At 61.6% G+C, this 23,826-nt stretch carries 22 protein-coding genes; 3 read left to right on the top strand and 19 right to left on the bottom strand.

Annotation, left to right across the window (positions count from 1 at the left end):
• Positions 1–23 precede the first annotated feature (23 nt).
• The 9 genes from QME24_RS14080 to QME24_RS14040 form a co-directional block, all read right to left on the bottom strand.
• Positions 24–641, bottom strand: coding sequence for an ABC-type transport auxiliary lipoprotein family protein (locus tag QME24_RS14080; protein WP_054904509.1), 618 nt, complete (start codon positions 639–641; stop codon positions 24–26).
• The gene (locus QME24_RS14075; protein WP_054904510.1) at positions 638–1,576 is read right to left on the bottom strand and encodes an MlaD family protein; all 939 of its coding nucleotides are present in this window, start codon (positions 1,574–1,576) and stop codon (positions 638–640) included. The genes QME24_RS14080 and QME24_RS14075 overlap by 4 nt, the downstream gene beginning before the upstream one ends.
• Before the next feature lie 3 nt (positions 1,577–1,579).
• Positions 1,580–2,371 (bottom strand): ATP-binding cassette domain-containing protein, encoded by a 792-nt coding sequence (locus tag QME24_RS14070; RefSeq protein WP_009683570.1) that lies wholly within the window; start codon positions 2,369–2,371, stop codon positions 1,580–1,582.
• On the bottom strand, positions 2,368–3,501 hold the full coding sequence (locus QME24_RS14065; protein ID WP_054904512.1) for an MlaE family lipid ABC transporter permease subunit: 1,134 nt from the start codon (positions 3,499–3,501) through the stop codon (positions 2,368–2,370). Before QME24_RS14065 ends, QME24_RS14070 begins: the two co-directional genes overlap by 4 nt.
• A 93-nt stretch (positions 3,502–3,594) precedes the next feature.
• A complete protein-coding gene (locus tag QME24_RS14060) occupies positions 3,595–4,617 on the bottom strand; it encodes a DUF5924 family protein (protein WP_280091333.1) in 1,023 nt (340 codons plus the stop codon).
• Positions 4,618–4,772: 155 nt separating this feature from the next.
• Positions 4,773–6,179: a pitrilysin family protein gene (locus QME24_RS14055; RefSeq protein ID WP_054904514.1), complete on the bottom strand. Its 1,407-nt coding sequence runs from the start codon at positions 6,177–6,179 to the stop codon at positions 4,773–4,775.
• Positions 6,180–6,199: 20 nt separating this feature from the next.
• On the bottom strand, positions 6,200–7,864 hold the full coding sequence (locus tag QME24_RS14050) for a Na/Pi cotransporter family protein (RefSeq protein WP_054904515.1): 1,665 nt from the start codon (positions 7,862–7,864) through the stop codon (positions 6,200–6,202).
• A gap of 245 nt (positions 7,865–8,109) precedes the next feature.
• Positions 8,110–8,880 (bottom strand): TerC family protein, encoded by a 771-nt coding sequence (locus QME24_RS14045; protein ID WP_029885361.1) that lies wholly within the window; start codon positions 8,878–8,880, stop codon positions 8,110–8,112.
• Between the two features lie 69 nt (positions 8,881–8,949).
• Entirely contained in the window at positions 8,950–10,257 is a 1,308-nt protein-coding gene (locus tag QME24_RS14040; RefSeq protein WP_009683564.1) for a CitMHS family transporter, read from the bottom strand.
• Between the two features lie 266 nt (positions 10,258–10,523).
• Here QME24_RS14040 and QME24_RS14035 point away from each other — a divergent pair, with 266 nt between their 5' ends.
• A complete protein-coding gene (locus QME24_RS14035) occupies positions 10,524–10,925 on the top strand; it encodes a GFA family protein (protein ID WP_280091341.1) in 402 nt (133 codons plus the stop codon).
• Between the two features lie 82 nt (positions 10,926–11,007).
• On the opposite strand, the gene QME24_RS14030 is transcribed toward QME24_RS14035, so the two are convergent.
• From QME24_RS14030 to QME24_RS13985, 10 genes are all read right to left on the bottom strand, one after another.
• Complete coding sequence (locus QME24_RS14030; protein ID WP_054904516.1) at positions 11,008–12,963, bottom strand: DUF4105 domain-containing protein; 1,956 nt, start codon at positions 12,961–12,963, stop codon at positions 11,008–11,010.
• On the bottom strand, positions 12,960–13,280 hold the full coding sequence (locus QME24_RS14025; protein WP_009683561.1) for a DUF2388 domain-containing protein: 321 nt from the start codon (positions 13,278–13,280) through the stop codon (positions 12,960–12,962). Before QME24_RS14025 ends, QME24_RS14030 begins: the two co-directional genes overlap by 4 nt.
• Positions 13,281–13,317: 37 nt before the next feature.
• Positions 13,318–13,611 carry a DUF2388 domain-containing protein gene (locus tag QME24_RS14020; protein WP_009683560.1) on the bottom strand — a complete coding sequence of 98 codons (294 nt, stop codon included), beginning with the start codon at positions 13,609–13,611 and terminating at the stop codon, positions 13,318–13,320.
• An 86-nt stretch (positions 13,612–13,697) separates the two neighbouring features.
• Positions 13,698–14,015, bottom strand: a complete 318-nt coding sequence (locus tag QME24_RS14015; RefSeq protein WP_029885365.1) for a DUF2388 domain-containing protein — start codon at positions 14,013–14,015, stop codon at positions 13,698–13,700.
• Positions 14,016–14,316: 301 nt separating this feature from the next.
• Complete coding sequence (locus tag QME24_RS14010; protein WP_054904517.1) at positions 14,317–14,532, bottom strand: DUF1127 domain-containing protein; 216 nt, start codon at positions 14,530–14,532, stop codon at positions 14,317–14,319.
• A 330-nt stretch (positions 14,533–14,862) separates the two neighbouring features.
• Positions 14,863–16,356: an acetyl-CoA hydrolase/transferase family protein gene (locus QME24_RS14005; protein ID WP_029885367.1), complete on the bottom strand. Its 1,494-nt coding sequence runs from the start codon at positions 16,354–16,356 to the stop codon at positions 14,863–14,865.
• A gap of 184 nt (positions 16,357–16,540) precedes the next feature.
• Positions 16,541–17,992 carry an NAD(P)(+) transhydrogenase (Re/Si-specific) subunit beta gene (locus QME24_RS14000; protein ID WP_009683557.1) on the bottom strand — a complete coding sequence of 484 codons (1,452 nt, stop codon included), beginning with the start codon at positions 17,990–17,992 and terminating at the stop codon, positions 16,541–16,543.
• A gap of 2 nt (positions 17,993–17,994) precedes the next feature.
• Positions 17,995–18,309: an NAD(P) transhydrogenase subunit alpha gene (locus tag QME24_RS13995; protein ID WP_003256966.1), complete on the bottom strand. Its 315-nt coding sequence runs from the start codon at positions 18,307–18,309 to the stop codon at positions 17,995–17,997.
• 11 nt (positions 18,310–18,320) lie between these two features.
• A complete protein-coding gene (locus QME24_RS13990) occupies positions 18,321–19,442 on the bottom strand; it encodes a Re/Si-specific NAD(P)(+) transhydrogenase subunit alpha (RefSeq protein WP_009683556.1) in 1,122 nt (373 codons plus the stop codon).
• Between the two features lie 408 nt (positions 19,443–19,850).
• Positions 19,851–20,765 (bottom strand): LysR family transcriptional regulator, encoded by a 915-nt coding sequence (locus tag QME24_RS13985; RefSeq protein ID WP_054904518.1) that lies wholly within the window; start codon positions 20,763–20,765, stop codon positions 19,851–19,853.
• Positions 20,766–20,928: 163 nt separating this feature from the next.
• Between QME24_RS13985 and QME24_RS13980 the strand changes: the two genes are divergently transcribed.
• Positions 20,929–22,110 carry an acyl-CoA dehydrogenase gene (locus tag QME24_RS13980; RefSeq protein ID WP_054904519.1) on the top strand — a complete coding sequence of 394 codons (1,182 nt, stop codon included), beginning with the start codon at positions 20,929–20,931 and terminating at the stop codon, positions 22,108–22,110.
• 14 nt (positions 22,111–22,124) lie between these two features.
• Positions 22,125–23,345, top strand: coding sequence for a CaiB/BaiF CoA-transferase family protein (locus QME24_RS13975; RefSeq protein WP_054904520.1), 1,221 nt, complete (start codon positions 22,125–22,127; stop codon positions 23,343–23,345).
• Positions 23,346–23,826 lie beyond the last annotated feature (481 nt).

Below are 23,826 nucleotides of genomic sequence, written 5' to 3'. Positions count from 1 at the left end.
TGCACCGCATCAACGGGTAAACACTAGCGGGTTGTGCTGCTGCCTGCCTGGGCAATCGCCCACTCGACCACCTGCCCGGTGAGTAGATCGCACGCTTGGCCAAACCCGGCCACTACCCCGGCTACTTGCTTGTCTGCCAGCGGCTGGCGGACCTCGAAGCGCTTGCTGGCGAGGATACGCTGAGTGCGGCCTTGCACCAGCCGTGCGTCATAGCGGATCACCACCTCCACGGTGCCGTCCGCGCGGTATTCGCTCTGGAACGCCTGCAACTCGCCAGCCAGCTCGTAGTCAGCCTGCAAATTGCTGTCGTCGGCGCTCAGGCGCTGCACCTGCCCGTCGCGCTGGAAGCCGTCGAGCAGCCGGTTGCGCAGCAGCATCGGGGCCGGATCGCTCCAGCGCGCGCCCTTGTAGCTGCTGACCACATTGCCCTGCGGGATGACCGCAATCCGTGGGCCGGCCAATACCTCGCTGGCCAGCGGTTTGTTCAGGCGCAATGACCAGTCCAGCGGCGGCGCGCTGCGGCTGACCTGGTTGACGGGCAAGCGATACAGGTCCACAGGCTCGCTCGTGGGCAGGATCGAGCAGGCGCTGGCCAGCCCAATCGTGACCGCCAAAGCCACTAAGCGCAGCGACGATTTCATGGCTGGAACTCCTTGTTGTTGTCGCGGCCGAGCAGGTAGCCGCTGGGGTCTGCTTCCAGTTGCCGGGAAATGCTTTTGAGTGCGTTGAGGGTTTCGCGCAGTTCGCGGATGGCCGGGGTCAGCTGGTTCAGGCCCTGGGCGCCGTCGCCGATGGCTTCGCTGTTGTCCTTCAGCAGGCTGTTGATGGTGGCAGTGCTCTGCGCCAACGACTGCATGGCTTGCTCGGCGCTGCCGATGGCCTGCTTGCCCTCGGTGCCCAGCAAGCCATTGGCATTGCGCATCAGCACCTGGGTTTCGGCCAGGGTCGCGCTGGCCTGCTTGCCTACCTGGACCAGTTGCTCGATAGCCTGGCTGATGCTGCCATGCTCCCCGGCGAAGGCGCCGGTGGTCTTGTCGAGGTTGGCCAAGGTATTGCTGAGGTGGTCGATGTTGCCCTCGGAGAACATCTGGTTGGCGTTGTGCAGCAGCAAGTTGATGTTGGTCACCAGGTCGCTGCTGTCATTGAGCAGGCGCGAGATGGGCGATGGCGAGGCGATGATCACCGGCAGCTTGCCGTCTTTGCCTTTCAGCTCGGGGCTCTGTGGGGTACCGCCGCTGAGCTGGATGAACGAGTTGCCGGTCACCCCGGCCAGGGTCAGCTTGGCCTGGGTGTCTTCTTTGACTGGGGTATCGCCGCTAAGGCGCACCCGTGCCAATACCCGACGCGGGTCTTTAGGGTCCAGGCGCAGGGTGGAAACGTCACCCACCTTGATCCCGTTGTACTGCACCGGGCTGCCACGAGACAGGCCGGAAACTGCCTCGTTGAACACGACTTCGTAGTCCTTGAACGCATCGTCGACGCTGGACTTGGTCAGCCACAGGCCGAACAGCATGGCACCGGCTACCACCAGGACGGTGACCAGGCCGATAAGAACGTGATGGGCTCGGGTTTCCATTGCTCAGCGCTCCTGGCCAGTGCGGGTGGCGGCCTGTTCGGCTGCGCGCCCGCGTGGGCCGTGAAAGTATTCTTGGATCCAGGCGTCGTTGGTCTGTTCGACCTCGGCCAATGGGCCGGCCACCAGGACCTTTTTCTGCGAGAGTACGGCGATGCGGTCGGTGATGGTGTACAGGGTGTCGAGGTCGTGGGTGATCAGGAACACCGACAGGCCGAGCGCATCGCGCAGGGTGAGGATCAACTGGTCGAAGGCCGCAGCGCCGATCGGGTCCAGGCCTGCGGTCGGCTCGTCGAGGAACAGTATGTCCGGGTCCAGGGCCAGGGCCCGGGCCAGCGCTGCGCGCTTGATCATGCCCCCCGACAAAGAAGCAGGGTACTTGTCGGCCGCCGAGATCGGCAGCCCGGCCAATGCCAGCTTTACCCCGGCCAGGTGCTCGGCATCGGCGCGGGATAACCCGGCATGCTCGATCAGTGGCAGGGCAACGTTCTCGGTCACTGTCAGGGAAGAGAACAGCGCGCCCTTCTGGAACAGTACGCCAAAACGCCGTTCGACCAATGAGCGCTGCGTTTCGCGCAGGCCGGCCAGGTCCTGGCCGAACACCTTGATCTGCCCTTCGTTGGGGCGGCGCAGGCCGATGATACTGCGCAGCAGCACGGACTTGCCGCTACCAGACCCGCCCACCACGGCAAGGATCTCGCCGCGGTACAGGTCCAGGTCGAGGTTTTCATGCACCACTTGCCGGCCAAAGCGGTTACAGATGCCGCGGGCTTCGATCACGCTCTCACGTCGGTTCACCAGCCCATCTCCATGAAGAACAGCGCGGCCACCGCGTCGAGCACGATAACCACGAAGATCGACTGCACCACGGCCGAAGTCGTGTGTGCACCGACCGACTCGGCGCTGCCGCTGACCTTGAAGCCTTCCAGGCAGCCAATGGCGGCAATCAGAAAGGCAAAGAACGGCGCCTTGGCCAGGCCGACCAGAAAGTGCTGCACGCCAATATCGCTTTGCAGCAATGACAGGAACATGGCCGGCGAAATGCCCAGCGACAGGGCGCACACCACGGCCCCGCCGACGATGCCGCAAAGCATGGCGACGAACGTGAGCAGCGGCAGGGTAATCAGCAGCGCCAGCACCCGGGGTACCACCAGCAGTTCCATTGGGTTGAGGCCCAGGGTGCGGATCGCGTCTATTTCCTCATTGGCTTTCATCGAGCCGATCTGCGCGGTAAATGCGCTGGCGGTGCGGCCGGCCATGAGGATGGCGGTGAGCAACACGGCGAACTCGCGCAGGAACGAGAACGCCACCAGGTCGACGGTGAACACCGTTGCGCCGAAGTCGGCCAGCACCGTGGCGCCAAGGAAGGCCACCACGGCACCCACCAGAAAGGTCAGCAAGGCCACGATTGGCGCGGCATCCAGCCCTGTCTGTTCGATGTGGGCGACGACCGGGGTGATGCGCCAGCGGTGTGGCTGTAGGGCACGGCGTAGCAGCGTTTCGAGGATGACGCCGATGAAGCCGAGCAGTTGCATGCTGTCTTGCCACAGGGTGCCGACGGCGCAGCCTATACGCTCCAGCAGCAACAGCAGCACGTTGCGCTCGGGCTTCTTGACCGGGATGCAGTAGTCCTGGACCGATTGGTAGACATTCTTCAGCAGCGCCCGGCTGGCTTCCGGCAGGTCGTGGGTGCAGCGCGACAGGCGCTCGGTGCCGAGCAGTTCGGCCAGCAGCGACGCACCGGCCGTGTCCAGGCGCCCCAGCTGGCTGAGGTCGGCGACGGTGTCGGGGGTGTATTGCGCACGCAGCCGCTCGCTGTCGCGTTTCAGGCTGGCGTAGTGCGCCAAGGTCCAGTCACCGGCAATGCGCAGGCAGGCCGGTTGCCGGCTGGTATCCAGAGTGAGGCTGGGGGTGGTCATAGGCTCCATGCAACTGACTCGGCGCTAAGGCTCAGGGGCTGATCATAGCGCAGCAGGCCGGGGCTGTTTGGTGATTATGTGCTGTGTACCAGCAGGTATTGATTACCCGGCTGGCACATCGTCGACCACCTTGAAGCGCAGTACGCCAATCACTTGGCCATCCTCGGTCAGAACCCGCACCTGCCACCTGCCCGCCGGGTTGGGTGGGAAGTTCTGCTTGTGCGTCCAGGCCCGGTAGCCTTCCTTGCGCCCACCGTGGATGTCGAGGGCAATGCGGTCCACCTCCTGGCCGTCCTTCTGCCACACGTGGTAGATCCGCTCATTCAGGCCGCGTGGTGCGTTGATGGCGGTATAGGCGTACAAGCCGCTGCTGCGAATGCTGCTGGCGGCAATTTCGTGCAGCGACTCGCCTGGCTGGCGGTTCAGCACTTCGGTGCTCACCGCCACCTCGGTCATCCACAGGGTTGCCGGCGGTACCCAGGAGCGCAACCACCAGCCGCCAGCACCCACCGACAGCGTGACCAGCAACAAGGCCACAGCCCGGCGCCAGTTGTTGATCGGAAAACTGCTGGCCAAGCTGGGAAACGACAGCGCCATGGCGATGATCAGCGCCAGCTTGAAGCTTTGCGCGGTGGTCAGGTGGACGATGATCGGCAGCGCCGTGAGCAACGCAGCGAACAGGGTGAGGGTATGCAGCGCCAGGAACAGCCAGCGCCGCGGAGCGAGCCATTTGTAGTACAGCGGGTCGATGATCGACACCAGGCCGGCAGCGCCGAGCAGGCCGGTGAACACCAACTGGCCGCTGTTCCAGGTCGTGGTGATGAAGAAGAAGGGCAAAACGAAGAACAGTGTTTCCTGGTGGATCATCTGCGTGGCGTAGCGCAGCAGTGGCTGCGGGATTTCGCGGTTGAACGTGCGCGCGAACAGGCCGGTGAGTAAGTTTTCCAGCATCAGCCACACCCAGCTCACCAGCATCAGCACGGCAACCCAACTGGCCAGGCCGGCCTGGCGGTCGACCAGGATGAAGCTGCCGATGCCGGAAAGAAAACCCCCAAGCGCGATGATGCCGGGATAGCGTTTGAGCAGTTCGATGATGCGCTGGACGATGCGGGGGATCTGAGGCATTGGCTCTACAACAGGAGAGAGTTGGGTGGCTGTGCCGGCCGCTTCGCGGGTAAACCCGCTCCCACTGGATCACCACAGCTTCTGCAACAGTGGGGTCCCTGTAGGAGCGGGTTTACCCGCGAAGAGGCCAGTACTGGCAAAAGAATACCGCTGATTCACCGCCGGCGTGTAGCACCGCTCGGCCGCTGTGGGCCATGCCGCCGCCAGCGCAACAGCCCCGCGGCCACGATCAGCCCTACCAACAGGGCACCCAGCCCATAGAATTCGTCATAACCGAGCAGCGGCTTTTCAATGCGTACGTAGCCGTCTTCCCTGAGCAATTCCCGCATCGCCTGGTTGGCTTGCTCCAGGGTGACCTGGCGCAGTTTGCGCACCGGGTTGGTGAAGCGGCCGTCGGTGTAGTCGTTCAGCGCCCCCCAGTAGTAGTCGGCCAACGCACTGTTGCCTTGGGTGCTCCAGCTTTCCTTGGCGACGCTGGCATCCTTGATGCGGGCGAACGTATCCGGGTCCAGCCCTTCTTTGCGCAGGTGCTTGAACAACCGCTGCATGACCGCTACGGCCTTGTCGATGTCATCGCGCTCCAGGTCGGCATTGACGCTGAGCAGGCCGGTGTCACCGAAGCTTTCGCGCTGCACCGAGGGCCCATAGGACAAGCCATTGCGCAGGCGCAGCTGGTCGTAGATGGCCCAGTCCAGGTAGCGTGCCAGCAGGTCGAGGGTGGCCTGGTGGTCGTTGTCCAGTACCGGCTCGATGAAAAGCCAGTGCAGTTTCACGCTGTCACCGAGCCAGCCACGGGTCAGATCGCGACGCTGCTCGGCTTGCTGGGTGATGCTATCCAGGTTGCGGCGCTCTTCTGGCTCGGTGGCCGGCAGCTCGCCAAACGAGCGTTCCAGATAGGCTGGCAACAGGCGGTCCAGGCCACCGACCATGATCAGGGTCATGTTGTTGGCGGCGTACCAGCGGTCGCGCAGGGCCTGGACCTGTTCCAGGGTCATGTCGTCGACGTTGGAGCGCTCTGGGCACTTCAGGCCCAGCTCGGTGGCCAGTTGGTCGCTGGCGGGGTGACCGATGTCCTGGCGGTCGAGCCAGCGCTGCAGGTGGCCGTAGTGGCCGCCATCCTCGCGTTCGATGATGCGTTTGGCGGTGGCCAGGGCCTTGGCATCGATGTGGGTATCGCGGATGACCGCCAGCAACAGGTCGAGTACCTTGCGCTGGTTGCGCGCCGGTGCTTCGATGACGAAAGTGGTATCGGCACTGCTGGTAAAGGCGTTCCATTCCCCGCCCAGCGCCTGCAGGCGCTCTTCCAGGCCGCCTTCGCCGGTTTCATCGATGCCGCTGAACAGCAGGTGCTCAAGCAGGTGCGGCAGCTCTTTCTGCTCGCAATCGAAATCATCCAGCCCAACCCCGACCACCAGGCGTATCGCCACATGGTCACGCTCGTAGCCATTTTTCAGAATCACCTGCAGGCCGTTGGGCAACAGGTAGCCTTCCACCCGCGACCGGTCGAGGGCGAAAGTGGGCAGGCTGCAGATCAGGATGCAAACGAACATCAGGCAACGCATGGGCGAGCTAGGGTCCTCAGCTAGGCAGAATCATGGCTGGCTTCGTCTGGCACACTGTCGAGCATCAACCCGCCGGTGTCCGAGCCGCCCAGTACCACATAGGCACTGCTACAGAACAAAGAGTTCAAACGCTTCATGTCGGCGATCAGCTCCAAGTGTAGCGAACTGGTCTCGAGGCTTTGCATGACTTTGCGCTGCAGGCGGCTGACGTGGGCGTGGGCCAGGCGCCGCTCCTGGGCCCGGAACCGGCGTTTTTCACGCAGCAGCAAGCGGGCGCTTTCCGGGTCGGCGCTGAGGAACACCGACAAGCCCAGGCGCAGGTTGGCCAGCAATTGTTCCTGCAGGCCGGTCAGCTCTTCGAGGCCGACCTGGGAAAACTCACGGCGCTGGCTGGTCTTCTGCTGCTGGACCTTGCGCAGCATGCGTTCGATGAGGTCGCAGGCCAGCTTGAGGTTGATAGCCACTTCGATGATTTCCGCCCAGCGACGGTTGTCTTGCTCGCTGAGGTCCTCGCGTGTCATCTGCGCCAGGTACAGCTTGATCGCGCTGTACAGGGCGTCGGCATCTTCGCCCAGGGCGCGTACCTGCTGGGGCAGCGCCGTCTGGGTGCCCCGCAGGGCCCCCAGCATGGCTTCGAGCAGGCTGTCGACGATGTCGCCCAGGCGCAGGGTTTCCCGCGCGGCATTGGCCAGGGCCAGGCTGGGGGTCTCCAGTGCGGACGCGTCGAGGTGGCGCGCACGGATCTGGCCGTTGCTGTGTTCCCGCTCGGGCAGCAGCACATTGCACAACCGACCCATGGGGTTGACCGTGGGTAGCATCAGCAAGCAACGGGAGGTGTTGTAGAGCAGGTGGAAGCCGATGACCAGCTCTTGCGGGCTGAAGCTCAGCGAGTCCATCCAGCCTACCAGCGGGTGCAGTACGGGAATGATCAACACCAGGCCGATCAGCTTGTACAGCAGGCTGCCCAAGGCCACCCGGCGGCCGGCGGCGTTCTGCATGCTGGTGCTGATGAACGCCAGCAGGCCACTGCCGATGTTGGCGCCGACTACCAGGCCAATGGCCACCGGCAGGCTGATGACCTCGGCACCGGCCAGGGTCGCCGTGAGGAGAACGGCCGCCAAGCTGGAATAAGAGACCATGGCGAACGTCGCCCCGACCAGGGCATCGAGCATGATGTCGCCCGTCAGCGAGGCGAACAGTACCTTCACGCCCTGGGCATGGGTGATGGGCGCGGCGGCCTGTACGATCAGCTCCAGCGCCAGGATGATCAGGCCCAGCCCGATACCCACCCTGCCCAATTGGCCAGCCCGCGTCTGTTTGCGCGAAAGGAAGAAGATGACGCCGAGGAAGATCAACAGCGGCGACAGCCAGGATAGGTCGAACGTGAGTACCCGGGCCATCAGCGCAGTGCCGACATCGGCGCCGAGCATGATTGCCAAGGCGGGGGTCATGGCCATCAGGCCCTGGCCGACGAACGAGGTGACCAGCATGGCCGTGGCGTTGCTGCTTTGCACCATGGCAGTGACCAGAATGCCGGCAATGAATGCCAGCGGGCGCTTGTTCATGTTCTGGCCAATGATGCGCCGCAGATTCGAGCCGAATACCCGAAGGATGCCGGTGCGCACGATATGGGTGCCCCAGACCAGTAGCGTTACGGCCGAGAGCAGGTTGAGCAGGGTCAGCATGGCGAAGGCCCCCTGAAGCACAGGCCCATGGGGCCAAGGGAAGAAACGTGAGCGTTCGAATAGGTTTTCATTGCTCACTCAAAGCTTTAGCTGTTTTGCGCAGTGCTTGCCAGCTTCGCACGGTAGTCATCAATTTGAAACATACCGTGAATGAATCATTGCCGGTCTTGCAGGCGCAACGTAGCAGCCATTCAAAAATGAAAAAGGGGCCCCGTAGGGCCCCCGCTGTCCTGCACGTTCCGCTCTTACTGACCCGGAATGTCCTTGCGCAGTTTCACTGGGTCATGCTCTTTGCCGTCCTTGCGGGCCAGGGCAGTGCGCATGCGAATGTTGATGGCCTCTACCGCCAGCGAGAAGGCCATGGCGAAGTAGACGTAGCCTTTGGGCACGTGCACGTCGAACGCTTCGGCGATCAGTACGGTACCGACCACGATCAGGAACGACAGTGCGAGCATCTTCAGCGATGGGTGCTTGTCGATGAAGTTGCTGATGGCGCCGGCGCACAGCATCATCACCAGTACGGCCACGACGATGGCAGCGATCATCACTGGCACGTGGGACACCATGCCTACTGCGGTAATCACCGAGTCCAGCGAGAACACGATGTCGATGATGGCAATCTGAATGATGGTGTAGAAGAACTTGCCACCTGCGCCTTTGGGCGCTTCATCGTTTTCGTCCTCACCTTCCAGGCCGTGGTAGATCTCTTGGGAGCTTTTCCACAGCAGGAACAGGCCGCCGAAGAACAGGATCAGGTCACGCCCGGAGATGCCCTGGCCGAGCACCACGAACAGGTCGGCGGTAAGGCGCATGACCCAGGTGATCGACAACAGCAGCATGATGCGGGTGACCATGGCCAGGGCCAGGCCGAAGATCCGGGTGCGCGGCTGCATGTGCTTGGGCATGCGGCTGACCAGGATCGAGATCATGATGATGTTGTCGATCCCGAGGACGATCTCAAGCGCGGTGAGGGTAAAAAAGGCAACCCAGATTTCCGGGCTGGTCAGCCATTCCATGTTGTTTCCTTCGAGCGGTAAAGGCGACGCGCCCTGCAGGGCGCGTCGCGGTGGGGTAATACGCGTTTATTAAAGACTACTGAACAGCGGGAAAATGCCCATCAGCAGCGCGGCGAACATTATGCACAGGCACACCAGCACTGCCCACTTGAGCGTGAAGCGCTGGTGATCGCCAAACTCGATACCGGCCAGGGCTACCAGCAGGTAGGTCGAGGGCACCAGTGGGCTGAGCAGGTGTACCGGCTGGCCGACGATCGATGCGCGGGCCATTTCAACCGGGCTGATGCCGTAGTGGCTGGCGGCCTCGGCCAACACTGGCAAAACCCCGTAGTAGAACGCGTCGTTGGACATGAAGAAGGTGAACGGCATGCTCACGATTGCGGTGATCACTGCCATGTAGGGGCCCATCGCTTCAGGGATGACTGCCAGCAGGCTCTTGGACATGGCATCGACCATGCCGGTGCCCGACAGAATGCCCGTGAAGATGCCCGCGGCGAAGATCAACCCGGTGACTGCCAGCACGCTGCCGGCATGGGCGGCGATGCGGTCTTTCTGCTGTTGCAGGCAGGGGTAGTTGACGATCATGGCAATGCTGAAGGCGATCATGAACAGCACCGGCAGCGGCAGGATACCGGCGATCAGCGCGACCATCAGGGCGGCAGTCAGCGCGCCATTGAAGTACAGCAGCTTGGGGCGGCGGGCCTCAGGGAATTGCGAAACGGTGATATCGCTATGGTCGGTGTCATCGGTTGGCAGGTGCAGTTCACCCAGGCGGGCACGCTCACGCTTGCCGTACAGGTAGGCAATGGCCAGGATGGCCAGTACGCCGAACAACATGGCCGGGATCATCGGCACGAAAATGTCCGACGGGTCCACGTGCAGGGCGCTGGCGGCACGTGCGGTCGGGCCGCCCCAAGGGGTCATGTTCATCACGCCGCCGGCCAGAATGGTCAGGCCGGCCATGATTCGCGGGCTCATCCCCAGGCGGCTGTACATCGGCAGCATGGCGGCGCAGCAAATCATGTAAGTGGTGGCGCCATCACCGTCGAGCGAAACCACCAGGGCCAGTACGGCGGTACCCACCGAGACTTTCAGCGGGTCGCCCTTGACCAGCTTGAGGATCTTGCGCACGGCCGGGTCGAACAGGCCGGAGTCGATCATCAGGGCGAAATACAGGATTGCGAACATCAGCATCACGCCGGTAGGCGCGAGCTTGCTGATGCCCTCGAGCATCATCGGGCCGATCTTGGCGGAAAAACCGCCGAACACGGCGAACAGGATCGGTACCAGGATCAGCGCGATCAAGGCCGACAGGCGCTTGGTCATGATCAGGTACATGAAGGTGATGACCATGGCAAAGCCGAGGAAGGTCAGCATGGCAATACTCCAGGCGTGGCGCTACGAAAGGAACGTCGATTCGGGCGGGTCAGCGCGTTTGGCGCTGCACGGGGAGCATGCGGAGGGGGATTGCGCGAAGGCGGGCACAGGAATACATCAGGATCACCATTGTTGTTGTTGATTGGGCCGGGCGCGGTTGTTACCGGGCGCCCTGGCTGACCGGTCTTGTGCCGGTGGTGGCGCTATCCTATGAGCACAAGCTTTCAGCCAGCTTTCGCTGAAGCAAAGGCGACGAGAGGTAGATGATGCAGCATGTGACCGAGGGTGGCTGCCATTGCGGCGCGTTGCGGTATCGGCTGGCGGGTGACCTGACGGACATCGCCCACTGCCACTGCACAATCTGTCGGCGGGTAAGTGGTGGGCTGGTCGTGACCTGGCTGACCCTACCCCGCTCGGATTTCCATTGGTTAACGGGTAAGCCGAACTGCTACGTGGCCCCGCCCAGTTGCAGCCGTTACTTTTGTGGGCGGTGTGGGGCCCATGTGGCGCTGGTGACCACGCACAGTCCCGAGACCATCGATGTGACCGTGGCCACCCTCGACCACCCGGAGGGCGTGCGCGCCAACCGCCATATCTGGGTAGACAGCCGGTTGCCTTGGCTGCACCTTGATGAGGATTTGCCGGAGGAGCACGGGGAACGCCTTTAAGATGCTGTGCTCGTGCTGCGGGCCCTGCCGCTGGCAAGCCAACTCCAATAGGTGTAAGCCGGCTCGCCGCGGATAGGCGCCGTTACAACTGCAGGCCACCTGCAGCCTTGTGCAGTGCCCGCAAATGCTCGCCTATCTGCTTCACATTGGCCTCTACCGCAGAAATTTCCCTGGCCCGCGAGGGGGCCAGCAGCGCCCTTACCTCCTTGTCCAGGTTGGTACTCAGGCGCAGCAACCTGGCCTGCCGTTCCTTGCTCTCCCGCTCCAGGTGTTCGCGTTCTTCGGGCTGCGGCAGTCCATAGCCTTTGCTGTCGAGCAATTCTGCCGGGCGGCTGAGGAAGCCGCTGTTGGCAAGCATTTGCTTGAGGGTGGCATCGGCCTTGTTGACGCTGCCATCTTTCAACGCTGCGGCATTCAGGTAGCGCTGCTTGACCTCGTCCTGGGCCAGCAACAGTTGCCGGCGCAGGCTGGCCTGCTCCAGTAGCAGCAGCGCAGCGCTGGTGCGCAGGTCGGCCTGGGCGAACCAGGGGCGACGTTGCTCGGCGCTCAAGGCCAGCCAGTCTTCTACCAGTTGCTGCTGGATCGGCAATTGCTTGCGCAGCACCTCGAACATGGCCTGGTACCGCTCGCGGTAGGAGTCGAAGCGGTAGCCCAGGCGCAGCGCCTCGCGGGGGTTGTCGAGCACGCTCGTGTCGGCCAGCCCCCTGCCCTTGAGCACGGCCAGCAAACCGTTGGGCATGATGCTGTCCAGGTCATTCAATTGCGGGTTGGCGGTGCCGCTGCGCAGCAACTTCAATGACTCTACGGCACAGTTGTTGGACAGGAACCAGTAGTTGCCGTCGTAGCTCCAGTGCATTTCGGCAGCCTGGCGCACCAGGTTTTCAATCTCTTCGCGGTTCAGCTTCAAGGGCACCGAGGCCAGGCTGCGCAGCTCTGTCTTGGTGTATTCGTCGATGACCTGGCCCAGCGGCAGCACGAACAGGCGCGATGGATAGACGCCGACCAGGCCGTCCCAGCTCGATAGCTGCACATCGTTGACGAACGCGCGGTATGACAGCACCAGGCTCTGGTCCAGGTCGAGGCGGCAGTCTGGCCCGCGGGGGCGGCCGGGTCTGCAGATGACCAGGCGCAGCATGCTGTGGCCCCAGCGGCTGACCAGGTTCTGGTTGGCTTCGGCCAGCAGGTAGTCCACTTCATAAACCCGTTCGGGGTCGATTTCGCCCAGTGGCTGGCGGGCGAAGTCGCTACCGGCATTGATGAATGGCAAGCCCCTGGCGCAAGTGTTCTGTGGCGGTGCCCAGCCGAAATGCTCATGCAGGTACTGGTTGAGCGCCGGGCGGCGACAACCGTAGCTCGGGTCCAGGAGGAAGTACTCCATGTTCACCGCGAGGTATTCCTTGGGGCTGCTGAGTTCATAGCTGTCGGGGCTGCGCACGAACTGGCCGTTGTGCTGCTCACGCTCACCCCGGCGGCCCACGTATTGCGGCCAGCCGGCCAGGTCAAGCAGGCGTGGGTCATCGCTCAGGGTGAAGCGGCGCTCAGCCTGGCCGCGGCATTCCTCAGGCAGGCCGATTTTGCCCACGGTGCCCTGTTGGCGTTTACAGCGGGCAATCAGCGATCTTTCACGGCTGGGCCATAGGCGCGCACGGTCGTAGATGTGGCTGAGTTCGTGCAGGACAGTGGCCAGTAGCTCTTGTCGCACGGTGCCATGAGGGCGGTTGGTGCGCTCAATGGCGGCACTGCCATCGGTGAGCCCGGGCAGCAGGCGACGGTTGAGCTGAAGCGTGGACACCAGTGTGGCCTGCCCATAGGCGTCGGCTGGCATGTTGTCGCTCCAGCTCACCTGCACGCGGCGGTCGAGTTGCTGCTTGAAGCGCGGGGGCAGCTTGGCCATGGCCTCGTCAAGCAGGGCCTGGCTGGCTTGAGTCTGCTGTGGGTCGAGGCCGGACGACTGCAGCTCGAGCTGCAGGCCGGCCAGGGCGGGCGTGCCGAGCAGCGTCAGGGCGCAGCCGAGCAGCCAGGCACGCACGGGCTTCACAGTGCGAGGATGGCTTCGGCCAATACCTGGTCGCTGGCGCCGCGTGCTTCCGGAACGCGCTCGCGCAGGGTGGTGAGGGCAGCTTCGAGCTGCGCGCCACGGATGTCCCCGTTGCTGGCCACGAAGCTGGCAGCGTCGTCGTGGGCTTCGCGTACCACTTTCGAGTCGCGGATCGAAGTGGTGGTGTCCGAGGTGAAGTCGATCGAGCGGCCAAAGGCACGCACGATGATGTTGCTGGTGGCCACCAGGGTCTGTGCCTGGGCCAGGTCAGCCAGCAGCAACATGCCGAGGGTAGCGGCAATCAGCGGTTTACGCATGGAGCATCTCCGAAAAATTACAGGGAGTCAGATGTAGTCATTGGACGAGAATTGCTTGCGCCAGTTCCAGATCGCCAACGCCCTGCCGTGCGCAATTATGGCGTAATGATTCCAGGGCAGCTTCCAGCCGAGCACCGCGGATCTGGCCATGGGTGGCGACGAATACCGCGGCATCGTCACGGGCCTCACGCACCAATTTGCGATCAAAGGGTGCAGTGGTGACCTGGCTGGTGGCGTAGGCTGAGATCACCAGGCCTTGGGTAGTGGTGTCCATGGCATGGGCGCTGGCCATGCCGGCAAGGGAAAACAGCAGCGGCAACAGATAACGCATGGGCTCTACGACAACTGGAAGTAAGGGTGGCGAGGGCTGGCCTGGCTGTACGGGGCACCCGGCACAGCCTGGGCGCTTGCCGGCGCTTAGATTGCCAGAATGGCCTGGGCCAGTTCGGCGTCGCTGGCCTGCAGGCTTGGCATTTGTGCGCGGATGTGCCGGAACGCGCTTTCCAGCTTGGCACCGCGGATATCGCCTTGGCTGCCTACGAAGCTGGCAGCGTCGTCACGGGCGGCCTGGACGATTTTATCGTCACGGAACGACGAAGAAACATCCGAGGTGGCGTCGGTGGACGCAGCTACTGCCCCTACTACAGCGTCAGTGGTGACGACGAAACTGGTGGCGTTTGCGGTGCCAGCCAGGCTCAGCATAAGAGCGGCGCCAATCAGATATTTACGGGACATTTCGTGCACTCCTGAACTCGGGTCGGGTGGTTCTGCTTATCGGACGCTCGCATTGCTGGTCGCGGTACTTATGACAGTGGTTTCTACCAGACTGCCAAGCCAAGCGTATCACGCGCGGGTGTTTCCAGATGTTAACGAAGAACGGGCCGTCAACTGTATCGGTTTGGATTTGTACTACACAAACTGTATCTGTTCAGCGCTTGGCGCTGACCTCTGCATGCCACAAACAAAAAACCCGTCGCAGTTGCCTGCAACGGGTTTCAGGAATTCGCGGTGCCGGCCGAAGCCGGCAAGCCGGTGCTTAGCGCCAGAAAGGCTTGCTCAGCTCTTCGTAACGCTGCGACTCGCTGATGCCAGCGTCGGCCAGCAGGCGAGCGTCCAGGCGAGCCAGTTGACGGCGGCTTGCCATGCGGCGCTGCCACAGCACCAGAGTGGACAGTGCGCGCAGCGGCAGCGATGCGTTGGATTGCTGGGCATTGCTTTCAAAAACCAGACCGGAACTGAGGGTACGTTCCATGATGCTTCATCCTTCCGCTTATGGCGGGATTAGGTAGTGATTTAACTGATGCCAATGATCCTCCTCTCTTGTCCAGAACAGTAGATACAGTTCATGCGAAAGACGATGGCTCAGTTAACTGTGTAACCCTACTGTTGCACTCGAAACAGGCGAAACTGTACTGGTCTGCATCTTTATGGTGCATTTTTGGTATGTGGCGATGTTCTGCAGGCTTGAAAGAAGCCTAGGACAGGTACAGTAGTACAGTTCTGGATATTCTTGGGTCTGGACGTGAAACGCGAATGGGCTGGAACAGCAGAAGCGGGGCTGCTGTTCCATGCCGCCGCTGGATCAGCTCGCTTGCATGCGGCCGGTTTCTTCCAGGTTCTCGTGCCAGCTCAGCGCTTCGCGCAGGATATGTGGCGTATGGCCGCCACGTTGGCAGGCGCGCTCGAAGTAATCGTTCAGTGCCGCGCGGTAGTCTGGGTGCACACAGTTGTCGATGATCACGCGTGCCCGCTCGCGCGGGGCCAGGCCACGCAGGTCGGCCAAACCTTGTTCGGTGACCAGGATGTCCACGTCGTGTTCGGTATGGTCCACATGGCTGACCATTGGCACCACACTGGAAATTGCACCGCCTTTGGCAATCGACTTGGTAACGAATACAGCAAGGTGGGCGTTACGGGCGAAGTCACCCGAGCCACCGATCCCGTTCATCATCCTGGTGCCACACACGTGGGTGGAATTGACGTTGCCGTAGATGTCGAACTCCAGCGCGGTATTGATACCGATGATGCCCAAGCGCCGCACGACCTCCGGATGGTTGGAGATTTCCTGCGGGCGCAGTACGAGCTTGTCCTTGTAGCGTTCGAGGTTACCGAATACATCGGCATTGCGGCGGGTCGACAGGGTGATGGAGCTGCCCGATGCAAAGCGCAGCTTGCCGGCGTCGATCAGGTCGAAGGTCGAGTCCTGCAGCACTTCGGAGTACATGGTCAGGTCTTCGAAGGGCGACTCGATCAAGCCGCACATCACGGCGTTGGCAATGCTACCGATGCCGGCCTGCAGTGGGCCGAGCTTGTTGGTCATGCGGCCAGCTTCCACTTCCTTCTTCAGGAAGTTGATCAGGTGGTTGGCGATACCCTGGGTTTCGTCATCTGGCGGCAACACGGTAGATGGCGAGTCCGGTTGGTCGCTGATGACGATACCCACGATCTTCGCCGGGTCGATCGGGATGGCGGTGCTGCCGATACGATCGTCGACCTTGACCAGCGGAATGGGCGTGCGGGTCGGGCGATAGGTGGGGATATAGATGTCGTGCAAACCTTCGAGGTTGGTGTTGTGCGAGAGGTTGATCTCGACAATCACCTGCTTGGCGAAGATGGCGAAACTGGCCGAGTTACCCACCGATGTAGTAGGTACGATGTGGCCCTGCTCAGTGATGGCCACGGCTTCGATGACCGCGATGTCCGGCAGCTTCAATTGCTGGTTGCGCAGTTGTTCGACGGTTTCCGACAGGTGCTGGTCGATGAACATCACCTTGCCGTCGTTGATGGCCTTGCGCAGGGTGCTGTCTACCTGGAAAGGCATGCGGCGGGCCAATACACCGGCCTCGGTCAGTTGCTTGTCCAGGTCGTTGCCCAGGCTGGCGCCGGTCATCAGGCTGATCTTCAGTGGCGACTGTTTGGCACGTTCGGCCAGTGCATGCGGGACGGCCTTGGCCTCACCGGCGCGGGTAAAGCCGCTCATGCCGACAGTCATGCCGTCCTCGATCAGACCAGCGGCATCAGCCGCACTCATTACCTTGCTGTGCAGAGAGGACAAGCGGATACGGTCACGGTACATGGATTGTTATCTCGGGCTGCTGAAACTACTGCAGCGCAGTCTAGAGATTTCGCCCATTGCCGTCCCACGACCATGGTCGTATGAGAAGCCTCTCGGTAGAGCCGTTGATCCGGATCAATAAAAAGAAAGCCCCGGTAGATGCTTACCGGGGCTTCCTTTATATCGGCGGGTTTGCTGCGGCGCTTTATTCCACAGCCTTGACCATGTCTTCGATGACCTTCTTGGCGTCACCGAATACCATCATGGTTTTGTCCAGGTAGAACAGTTCGTTATCCAGGCCGGCGTAGCCACTGGCCATCGAGCGCTTGTTGACGATGATGGTCTTGGCCTTGAACGCTTCGAGAATCGGCATGCCGGCAATGGGCGACTTGGGATCGTTTTTTGCCGCCGGGTTGACCACGTCGTTGGCGCCCAGCACCAGTACCACGTCGGCCTGGCCAAACTCGGCGTTGATGTCTTCCATCTCGAAGACCTGGTCGTAAGGGACTTCGGCTTCGGCCAGCAGCACGTTCATATGCCCAGGCATACGCCCCGCAACCGGGTGAATCGCGTACTTCACGGTTACACCGTTGTGGGTCAGCTTTTCGGTCAGTTCCTTGAGTGCATGCTGGGCACGGGCCACCGCCAGGCCATAGCCCGGAACGATGATCACGCTGTCGGCATTGCTCAACAGGAAGGTGGCATCGTCAGCCGAGCCGGACTTGACCGGGCGCTGCTCTTGCGAGCCTTGCGCCGCCCCCGCGTCGGTGTCGCCACCAAAGCCGCCGAGGATGACGTTGAAGAACGAACGGTTCATCGCCTTGCACATGATGTACGACAGGATGGCGCCAGAAGAGCCCACCAACGAGCCCGCGATGATCAGCATCGAGTTGTTCAGCGAGAAGCCGATACCCGCAGCTGCCCAACCCGAGTAGCTGTTGAGCATTGAAACAACCACCGGCATGTCGGCGCCGCCAATCGGAATGATGATCAGCACACCCATGACAAAGGCCAAGGCCAGCATCAGGGTGAAGGCACTGTAATGGCCGGTGAACGTGAACAGCAGGCCCAAGGCGATGGTGGTCAGGCCCAGGATCAGATTGAGCTTGTGCTGACCGGCGAACTGTACGGGTGCGCCCTGGAAGAGGCGGAATTTGTATTTGCCCGACAGCTTGCCGAAAGCGATCACCGAGCCAGAGAAGGTAATGGCACCAATGGCTGCGCCGAGGAACAGTTCCAGGCGGTTACCGGTAGGGATCGGGTCGCTGATGGCTGCAACGATGCCCATCGACTGCGGTTCGAGCACTGCGGCGATGGCGATGAACACCGCAGCCAGGCCGATCATGCTGTGCATGAAGGCGACCAGCTCGGGCATCTTGGTCATCTCGACCCGCTTGGCCATGATCGAACCGGCGGTACCACCGACCAGCAGGCCGACCAGTACGTAACCGATGCCGGTCGTAGCCCCACCGTTGCCGATGGAGAGCGCCGCGAGCTTGTAGATGAGGCCAACCGTAGTGAGGATGGCGATGCCCATGCCGATCATGCCGAACAGGTTGCCGCGCCGCGAGGTTGTCGGGTGCGACAGGCCCTTGAGCGCCTGGATGAAGCACACCGAGGCGACGAGGTAGAGGAGCGTTACCAGATTCATGCTCATGCTTACTTCTGCGCCTCGTTCTTGGTTTTCTTCTTGAACATTTCCAGCATGCGGCGGGTGACCAGGAAGCCACCGAACACATTGACTGCGGCCAGGGCCACCGCCAGGGTGCCCATCAGTTTGCCGGCAGGGGTCACGGTCAGGGCGGCGGCCAGCATGGCACCGACGATGACGATCGCCGAGATGGCATTGGTGACCGCCATGAGTGGGGTGTGCAGCGCCGGGGTGACGTTCCACACCACGTGGTAGCCCACATAAATGGCCAGCACGAAGATGATCAGGTTGTAGATGCCGTGGGAAATCAGCATGTCTTCCATTGTCGTGCTCCTTAGCCGTTCTTGCGGACGACCTGGCCATCGCGGCACATCAGGCAGGCCGCGACGATGTCGTCTTCGAGGTTGATGGTCAGTGCGCCGTCCTTGTCGAACAGCAGCTTCATGAAGTCCAGCAGGTTGCGCGCATACAGCGCCGAGGCATCGGCGCCGACCTGGGCCGGCAGGTTGGTAGGGCCGACGATGGTCACGCCATGCGCCTGAACGACCTGGTCCGCCACGGTCAGCGGGCAGTTGCCGCCTTGGGCCGCGGCCAGGTCGATGACGACCGAGCCAGGCTTCATCTGGGCCACTGTTTCGGCACTGAGCAGGGTTGGCGCCTTGCGGCCAGGGATCAATGCGGTGGTGATGACGATATCCGCCTGCTTGGCGCGCTCGTGCACGGCCTGGGCCTGGCGTTGCATCCAACTGGCTGGCATCGGCCGGGCATAGCCGCCGACGCCTTCGGCGCACGCCCGTTCTTCGTCGGTCTCGTAGGGGACGTCGATGAACTTGGCGCCCAGCGACTCGATCTGCTCCTTCACCGCCGGGCGTACGTCGGACGCCTCGATCACTGCGCCCAGGCGCTTGGCCGTGGCGATGGCCTGCAGGCCGGCAACGCCCGCACCCAGGATCAGTACCCGGGCGGCTTTGACCGTACCGGCGGCGGTCATCAGCATGGGCATGAAGCGTGGGTAGTGATGGGCAGCCAGCAGCACGGCCTTGTAACCGGCAATGTTCGCCTGTGACGACAGCACGTCCAGGCTCTGCGCCCTTGACGTGCGGGGCGCGGCCTCCAGCGCGAAGGCGGTGATCCCGCGTTCGGCCATCTTGCCGATCAGTTCGCTGTTGAAGGGGTTGAGCATACCTACCAGCAGGCTGCCGCTGTTGATCAGGGCCAGTTCCTGGTCGTTGGGCGCGACCACCTTCAGGACCAGTTGGGCGCCGTATGCATCGGCTGCGGTCCCCAGGGAAGCACCCACGGCCTCATAGGCACTGTCCGGAATGGCGGCGTTGAGCCCTGCCCCCCGTTGAACGGTGACCTGATGGCCCTGGCCAATCAGTTTCTTGATGGTTTCGGGGGTCGCAGCGACCCTTGTCTCACCGGTCTGCGTCTCGAGAGGAACACCAATGTGCACGACTATTTCTCCTGCGGTGACCTTTGTTTTTGTCAAAGCCAGCGCACTGCGAATGGTGTGCTGGGTGGCTGTGGAGCGCCATCCCGCCGGATCCTGGGCGGGCGAAGCATTTTGCAGACGAACCCATAGGGCTTCAACCGGTTCTGGAGCGAAACGAAGTTAAAACTACAAGTCACCCTGTGACCGCTTGTCGCACGCATAAGGTCGCAGCCCATCAACTACGGGCTTTTGCCAGATTAGGAGGAAAAAACAAAAAAATTTTGGCCAGTTCGCTGATGGCTTGTTCGATGTCGCAAAATAACCCGCAAAGCCCCGTAGTCAGGACGGTTAGCGGGTATTTTTGTGCGTACGTAACAGTTTACGAATATGCGACAAATATATATATCTGTAGGTGTTAAAAATAATTGACTACGGGGTCAGGTTGTCCCGTTCCTGGGCATATGCCTGCGCTTGGCTCACCAGCCAGTCACGGAATGCGCGCAGAGATGCGGACTCCACCTTGCGTTCTGGAATCATCAGATAGTAGGCCTTGTCGCTAGTCAGGACGTGTCTGTTAGCGACTACCAGCCTACCCTCCTGCAACTCGCGCTGGATCAGAAACGGCGGTATCAGCGCGACGCCCATCTCGTGCATGGCCGCTTGGGCAAGCATCGAAAACAGCTCATAGCGTGGGCCGGTCATGTCACGTTCCACATTCATGGCCACGCTTGCGAACCATTGCCGCCACGCGTACGGCCGCGTGCTCTGCTGCAACAGTGGCAGCTCAGCGATGTGCCGTGCTTCGAGCGTGCCTTGCCCGCCCAGCAGTGCCGGGCTGCATACGGGTAACGGGTTTTCCCCCATCAGCCGCTGCGACTGTGTGCCAGACCAGTCGCCATCACCAAAATAGATGGCGGCATCGAATGTTGTGTCCGCGAACAGAAATGGCCGGGTGCGGTTGGTGAGGTTCACGGTGACCTCCGGGTGGCGCTGCTGGAAGTCTTTGAGGCGCGGTAGCAGCCATTGGGTACCGAAGGTCGGTACTACTGCCAGTTCGATCACGCTGGCGCCCTGCTGTCGCATCACTGACAAGGTGTCGCGCTCCACTGCGTCCAGTTGCGCGGCAACCTGTCGGCTGTACGACAGGCCCGCCTCGGTCAGCTTCACACCACGGCGCGAGCGGCGGAACAACTCTACGTTAAGGAACGTTTCCAGGCTGGCAATCTGTCTGCAGACGGCGCCTTGGGTCAGGGAAAGCTCCTGGGCGGCCTTGGTGAAGCTCTGGTGACGTGCAGCGGCCTCGAAGCAAACCAATGCAGAGGTGCTGGGGATCTTGCGTCGCATGTACGTCAACCTCACTCGTAAGGCCGAAAATGTGGCGGGGTTCTGATTTTCGAAGTGACAAAATATCACTATATGGTGCGCAATCCTCGTTTGTATCAGCGGGCAATCAGTCCTAGGCTCAAAGGCACATAAAAACTCCGCCCCCTTCTCGAGGATTCCGCTCATGGCTGGTAAAGCAAGCTTCAACTGGATCGATCCACTGCTGCTGGATCAGCAGCTCACTGAAGAAGAGCGCATGGTGCGTGACAGCGCTTATCAGTTCGCCCAAGGCAAGCTGGCCCCGCGTGTACTCGAGGCGTTTCGTCATGAGCAGACCGACCCGGCGATTTTTCGCGAAATGGGGGAAGTGGGCCTGCTGGGTGCGACCATCCCCGAGCAATACGGCGGCAGTGGCTTGAACTATGTGTGCTATGGCCTGATTGCCCGCGAAGTGGAGCGCATCGACTCCGGTTATCGCTCGATGATGAGCGTTCAGTCTTCGCTGGTGATGGTGCCGATCAACGAATTTGGCACCGAAGCCCAGAAACAGAAGTACTTGCCCAAGTTGGCGAGTGGGGAATGGATCGGTTGCTTCGGTTTGACCGAGCCTAACCATGGCTCTGACCCGGGCTCGATGATTACCCGGGCCAAGAAGGTCGAGGGCGGTTATCGCCTGAGCGGCAGCAAAATGTGGATCACCAACAGCCCGATCGCTGACGTATTCGTGGTCTGGGCCAAGGATGACGCCGGAGATATCCGTGGCTTCGTCCTGGAAAAGGGCTGGCAGGGCCTGAGTGCGCCTGCAATTCATGGCAAGGTCGGTCTGCGCGCGTCGATTACCGGCGAGATCGTCATGGATAATGTGTTTGTGCCGGAAGAGAACATCTTCCCCGATGTGCGTGGCCTCAAAGGTCCGTTCACTTGCCTGAATTCGGCCCGTTACGGCATTTCCTGGGGGGCGCTGGGTGCTGCAGAGGCCTGCTGGCACACCGCCCGCCAATACACGCTGGACCGTCAGCAGTTCGGTCGCCCACTTGCTGCAAACCAGCTGATCCAGAAAAAGCTGGCCGACATGCAGACCGAGATCACGCTGGCGCTGCAAGGCTGCCTGCGCCTTGGGCGAATGAAGGACGAAGGCACCGCGGCGGTGGAAATTACCTCGATCATGAAGCGCAACTCCTGCGGCAAGGCGCTGGATATCGCACGCATGGCGCGCGACATGCTTGGTGGTAACGGGATTTCCGACGAGTTCGGTGTCGCCCGTCATCTGGTCAACCTGGAGGTGGTCAACACCTATGAAGGTACGCACGACGTGCATGCGCTGATCCTGGGCCGCGCGCAAACCGGTATCCAGGCTTTCTATTGATAAGGAGCCAGTCCATGGGCGCGTTATCACATCTGCGGGTGCTGGACCTGTCGCGCGTGTTGGCCGGTCCGTGGTCTGGCCAGATCCTCGCCGACCTGGGGGCTGACGTGATCAAGGTCGAGCGGCCGGGCAGTGGGGACGATACCCGCTCCTGGGGGCCGCCCTTCCTTAAAGGTGCCAATGGCGAGAACACGAGCGAGGCGGCTTATTATCTGTCGGCCAACCGCAATAAGCGGTCGGTGACGATCGATTTCACGCGGCCCGAGGGCCAGCGCCTGGTGCGTGAGCTGGCGGCGAAGTGCGATATCGTCATCGAGAACTTCAAGGTGGGTGGGCTGGCGGCCTATGGGCTGGATTACCAGAGCCTCAAGGCCGACAATCCGCGGCTTATCTATTGCTCCATTACCGGTTTCGGGCAGACCGGGCCTTATGCCCGGCGCGCTGGCTATGACTTCATGATCCAGGGGCTGGGTGGGCTGATGAGCCTGACGGGGCGCCCGGAAGGTGAGGAAGGCGCAGGCCCGGTCAAGGTGGGTGTCGCCCTTACCGACATTCTGACCGGGCTGTACTCAACGGTGGCCATGTTGGCTGCCCTCGCCCACCGTGACCAGACTGGGGTCGGTCAGCACGTCGACATGGCGCTGCTGGATGTGCAGGTGGCTTGCCTGGCGAACCAGGCAATGAACTACCTGACCACGGGCACGGCGCCCCGTCGCCTGGGCAATGCGCACCCCAACATCGTGCCTTATCAGGATTTTCCGACGGCGGATGGCGATTTCATTCTTACCGTGGGCAACGACAGCCAGTTCCGCAAGTTCGCCGAGGTGGCCGGGCAGCCTCAATGGGCGACTGACCCTCGCTTTGCCACCAACAAGCTGCGTGTGGCCAACCGGGCTGAGCTGATTCCATTGATTCGCCAGGCCACCGTGTTCAAGACCACGGCCGAATGGGTGAGCAAGCTGGAGGCAGCGGGTGTGCCGTGTGGGCCAATCAATGATCTTGCCCAGGTGTTCCGCGACCCCCAAGTGCTGGCTCGCGGGCTGGCGGTCAGTATCCCGCATGCGTTGGCAGGCAATGTGCCGCAGGTGGCGAGCCCGATACGTTTGTCGGCGACGCCTGTCGAGTATCGGCTGGCGCCGCCTATGTTGGGTGAGCATACCGAGGTGGTGCTTGAGGAGGTGTTAGGGCTAGGAGCGGAAGAAGTGCGCCAGTTGCGCAGCGTTGGCGTGTTGTAGGGAATGCTGGTCTAGCTATATAGCGGGGAGGCCGCCAGGCCTCCCCGCTTTGCTTTTTAAGCGCCCTGAAAGTTTATTTGAATTAAAGGTTGACGCCCTCTCGAATCCCCTTATAATGCGCCCCACTTCCAGCGACAACGGAACGACAAACTCCTTGAAATTCAATGAGTTAATCGATCCGGAAGGTGCTGTAAGGGCTACGATCGAATGATCGAATGCGGTTGAGATGATGGTTGACAGCGCTTCTAAACGCTGTATGATTCGCCTCCCGCTACGAGAGATCGCAGCGAGTCAAGTGTTTGAAGCTAAACGAGTTTCTCGCAAAAAACTTCAAAATAAACGCTTGACAGCAAATGAGGAAAGCGTAGAATGCGCGCCTCGGTTGAGACGAAACAATCTTAACCACCGCTCTTTAACAAATAGAATCAAGCAATTCGTGTGGGTGCTTGTGAGTACGGACTGATAGTCAAAAAGATTATCA

The sequence above is a fragment of the Pseudomonas sp. PARCl1 genome (assembly GCF_947311875.1).
Lineage (GTDB): Bacteria > Pseudomonadota > Gammaproteobacteria > Pseudomonadales > Pseudomonadaceae > Aquipseudomonas > Aquipseudomonas juntendi.
This window is presented reverse-complemented; position numbering and strand designations above follow the sequence as displayed.

What these genes read in the sequence shown, in the direction of transcription:
- QME24_RS14080 (WP_054904509.1), bottom strand. Translation starts at nt 641, where the DNA reads ATGAAATCGTCGCTGCGCTTAGTGGCTTTGGCGGTCACGATTGGGCTG.
- QME24_RS14075 (WP_054904510.1), bottom strand. Translation starts at nt 1,576, where the DNA reads ATGGAAACCCGAGCCCATCACGTTCTTATCGGCCTGGTCACCGTCCTG.
- QME24_RS14065 (WP_054904512.1), bottom strand. Translation starts at nt 3,501, where the DNA reads ATGGAGCCTATGACCACCCCCAGCCTCACTCTGGATACCAGCCGGCAA.
- QME24_RS14060 (WP_280091333.1), bottom strand. Translation starts at nt 4,617, where the DNA reads ATGCCTCAGATCCCCCGCATCGTCCAGCGCATCATCGAACTGCTCAAA.
- QME24_RS14055 (WP_054904514.1), bottom strand. Translation starts at nt 6,179, where the DNA reads ATGCGTTGCCTGATGTTCGTTTGCATCCTGATCTGCAGCCTGCCCACT.
- QME24_RS14050 (WP_054904515.1), bottom strand. Translation starts at nt 7,864, where the DNA reads ATGCTGACCCTGCTCAACCTGCTCTCGGCCGTAACGCTACTGGTCTGG.
- QME24_RS14045 (WP_029885361.1), bottom strand. Translation starts at nt 8,880, where the DNA reads ATGGAATGGCTGACCAGCCCGGAAATCTGGGTTGCCTTTTTTACCCTC.
- QME24_RS14040 (WP_009683564.1), bottom strand. Translation starts at nt 10,257, where the DNA reads ATGCTGACCTTCCTCGGCTTTGCCATGGTCATCACCTTCATGTACCTG.
- QME24_RS14035 (WP_280091341.1), top strand. Translation starts at nt 10,524, where the DNA reads ATGCAGCATGTGACCGAGGGTGGCTGCCATTGCGGCGCGTTGCGGTAT.
- QME24_RS14025 (WP_009683561.1), bottom strand. Translation starts at nt 13,280, where the DNA reads ATGCGTAAACCGCTGATTGCCGCTACCCTCGGCATGTTGCTGCTGGCT.
- QME24_RS14020 (WP_009683560.1), bottom strand. Translation starts at nt 13,611, where the DNA reads ATGCGTTATCTGTTGCCGCTGCTGTTTTCCCTTGCCGGCATGGCCAGC.
- QME24_RS14015 (WP_029885365.1), bottom strand. Translation starts at nt 14,015, where the DNA reads ATGTCCCGTAAATATCTGATTGGCGCCGCTCTTATGCTGAGCCTGGCT.
- QME24_RS14010 (WP_054904517.1), bottom strand. Translation starts at nt 14,532, where the DNA reads ATGGAACGTACCCTCAGTTCCGGTCTGGTTTTTGAAAGCAATGCCCAG.
- QME24_RS14005 (WP_029885367.1), bottom strand. Translation starts at nt 16,356, where the DNA reads ATGTACCGTGACCGTATCCGCTTGTCCTCTCTGCACAGCAAGGTAATG.
- QME24_RS14000 (WP_009683557.1), bottom strand. Translation starts at nt 17,992, where the DNA reads ATGAGCATGAATCTGGTAACGCTCCTCTACCTCGTCGCCTCGGTGTGC.
- QME24_RS13995 (WP_003256966.1), bottom strand. Translation starts at nt 18,309, where the DNA reads ATGGAAGACATGCTGATTTCCCACGGCATCTACAACCTGATCATCTTC.
- QME24_RS13985 (WP_054904518.1), bottom strand. Translation starts at nt 20,765, where the DNA reads ATGCGACGCAAGATCCCCAGCACCTCTGCATTGGTTTGCTTCGAGGCC.
- QME24_RS13980 (WP_054904519.1), top strand. Translation starts at nt 20,929, where the DNA reads ATGGCTGGTAAAGCAAGCTTCAACTGGATCGATCCACTGCTGCTGGAT.
- QME24_RS13975 (WP_054904520.1), top strand. Translation starts at nt 22,125, where the DNA reads ATGGGCGCGTTATCACATCTGCGGGTGCTGGACCTGTCGCGCGTGTTG.